Annotated in this window: 4 protein-coding genes; 3 read left to right on the top strand and 1 reads right to left on the bottom strand. The window is 31.7% G+C overall.

Translation table 11 applies throughout. The features are described from left to right. Positions 1 to 115 precede the first annotated feature (115 nt). Positions 116 to 232 carry a helix-turn-helix transcriptional regulator gene (locus H8718_RS20030; RefSeq protein WP_249334828.1) on the bottom strand — a complete coding sequence of 39 codons (117 nt, stop codon included), beginning with the start codon at positions 230 to 232 and terminating at the stop codon, positions 116 to 118. A gap of 169 nt (positions 233 to 401) precedes the next feature. On the opposite strand from H8718_RS20030, the gene H8718_RS20025 reads away from it, so the two are divergent. The 3 genes from H8718_RS20025 (at position 402) to H8718_RS20015 (ending at position 1,932) form a co-directional block, all read left to right on the top strand. Then, positions 402 to 833, top strand: coding sequence for a helix-turn-helix domain-containing protein (locus tag H8718_RS20025; RefSeq protein WP_249334827.1), 432 nt, complete (start codon positions 402 to 404; stop codon positions 831 to 833). 49 nt (positions 834 to 882) lie between these two features. Further along, positions 883 to 1,323, top strand: a complete 441-nt coding sequence (locus tag H8718_RS20020) for an ImmA/IrrE family metallo-endopeptidase (protein ID WP_249334826.1) — start codon at positions 883 to 885, stop codon at positions 1,321 to 1,323. Between the two features lie 195 nt (positions 1,324 to 1,518). After that, entirely contained in the window at positions 1,519 to 1,932 is a 414-nt protein-coding gene (locus tag H8718_RS20015; protein ID WP_249334825.1) for a hypothetical protein, read from the top strand. The last annotated feature ends 118 nt before the right edge of the window (positions 1,933 to 2,050 follow it).

Here is a 2,050-nt window from a genome sequence, read left to right as displayed (position 1 = left end):
AGAGTACCTCCTTATTTCAAATAGAGTTAGAGTAAAAGACTCCAAAACAATGAATGTCTTGGAGTAATTATCTCATTAATAAGGAAGTATGGAAATATACTCAGTTATTAACCGCTTACAACTTTCCTGTCTCATAAGAAGATATAGTATTTCTATTTACTCCAACAAGTTCTGCAACTTCATCTTGAGTGAGGCCTAGCTGCTTCCTTCGATTGATCATGTGAATTCTCATAGCACACTCCTTTGTCATTTATTATGACTTTATAATAGGTCATTTTAAATGACATGTCAATATATTTTCTAGAAAATGTTTTAATTAATGACATTTGTAGATTTAGTCATTCAGAATGACTATACTGATATTAATAATATACAAATATCTCAATGAAAGGAGAGACTACATGGAATCTACTAGTACTTTCTCTACTAGACTTAAGGAACTTAGGAAAGAGTATAAAATGACACAACAGGCACTTTCAGATAAGTTAGGTATAGTACGAACAGCTATTGCTAATTATGAAACAAATAGAACAATGCCCGATCCAACTACATTAGATAAACTTTCTCAAATTTTTAATGTATCCATTGATTATTTAATGGGTAAATCTAATATTCGCACTTTAGGACAAGAAGTTATTCAAGATGTTCCACATTCATTCAAAACAAAAAAAGAACAGCTTTCTTATGATGAATTTATGGAGACTGCAAAAGCCTTCTTTATGGATGCTTCTGAAGAAGATCGTGAGGCAATCACTAGAGATATATCCAACCTTTATTGGGAAAGTAAACAGATTAATAAAAATAAATATGCTCCACGTAATACCAAAAAATAGTTATGCAGTTTTAGCAAATCTATAACTTTTTTTGACTGGAGAGTGACCAATGATAAACATTAGTTTGCGTGTAAAGAATTTAATAAATAGACATGAGACACGTGATCCGAAGAGAATTGCAAAAGACTTAAATATCCATGTAAGATACCTTCCCTATGAAACAACTAAAGGTTATTTTATCAAGATAAAGGGCAATAAATTTATTATCATCAATTCCAACCTGGATGAAGTAACTCAAACTATCGTTCTTGCGCATGAGCTAGGACATGCTCTGCTCCACTCTAACCAACGAAACTTTTTAAAGTATGAAAAGGGGATATTACTTACTCAGGATGATGACCTATTTAATTCAAACTGTATGTATGAGAATCAAGCAAACAAATTTGCTGCAGAACTACTGCTCCACTCAGATTTAGAGTTTATAGGGGAAGCAATAGATAAGACTACATATGAAATGCTACTACGCATTAAACAGACTAAAATATATTAACGACATTCAAGGCATGACATAAAACTATAAGTTTTTTTGTCATGCCTTTTATTATAAAAGAGACCTCTTTCGATTCATAAAGAAATGTCTACATAGTACATCCATTTAATCTGAAGATGAATGCTACATATTAATATACCTAAGTATTTAGAAGCAAATTAATTTATTTTTTATTATTTTTAGGAGGATTTATACATGCCTGATAGATTTTTTGCAACTCAAACATTTGCTCATAAACTTATGACATCAACTGGTAATGCATTTCAAGACCTATTTTATAGACTTATGGAATGTACAGAGCCAAATTTTGCACCTATTCGAACTCAGGGTTCTCTTGGTGACCGTAAATGTGATGGATATATTAGATCTAAAGGGATTTTCTTTCAGGTTTTTGCGCCTATTGATTTAAGTGGAGCATCTACTCAAAAAGAGGCTATTTCAAAATTATATGAAGACTTTACAAAGCTTTATGAACACACCTGTAATGGCCATTGGGAAGAAATAAAAGAATTTTACTATATTGTAGGAGATAGAGGAAAAGGATTTTATCCTGATTTAGAGGATGCTCTTCAGCAATTAAAAACTGATTATCCAACTATATCATTCTAGGGTCTGTGAAAAAATCTCTGTAAATACTTTCTATGATAATTGAATGAGGGCAGAAATGGCATACTTAACCATTTCTGCCATGGCTACACTATAGCCTGTAGAAAATAAGCATGTCAAG

The sequence above is a fragment of the Zhenhengia yiwuensis genome, assembly GCF_014384995.1.
Lineage (GTDB): Bacteria > Bacillota > Clostridia > Lachnospirales > Cellulosilyticaceae > Zhenhengia > Zhenhengia yiwuensis.
The sequence above is the reverse complement of the archived record's forward strand: the minus strand, read 5'-3'. Positions and strand labels throughout refer to the sequence as shown.

What these genes read in the sequence shown, in the direction of transcription:
- H8718_RS20025 (WP_249334827.1), top strand. Translation starts at nt 402, where the DNA reads ATGGAATCTACTAGTACTTTCTCTACTAGACTTAAGGAACTTAGGAAA.
- H8718_RS20020 (WP_249334826.1), top strand. Translation starts at nt 883, where the DNA reads ATGATAAACATTAGTTTGCGTGTAAAGAATTTAATAAATAGACATGAG.
- H8718_RS20030 (WP_249334828.1), bottom strand. Translation starts at nt 232, where the DNA reads ATGAGAATTCACATGATCAATCGAAGGAAGCAGCTAGGCCTCACTCAA.
- H8718_RS20015 (WP_249334825.1), top strand. Translation starts at nt 1,519, where the DNA reads ATGCCTGATAGATTTTTTGCAACTCAAACATTTGCTCATAAACTTATG.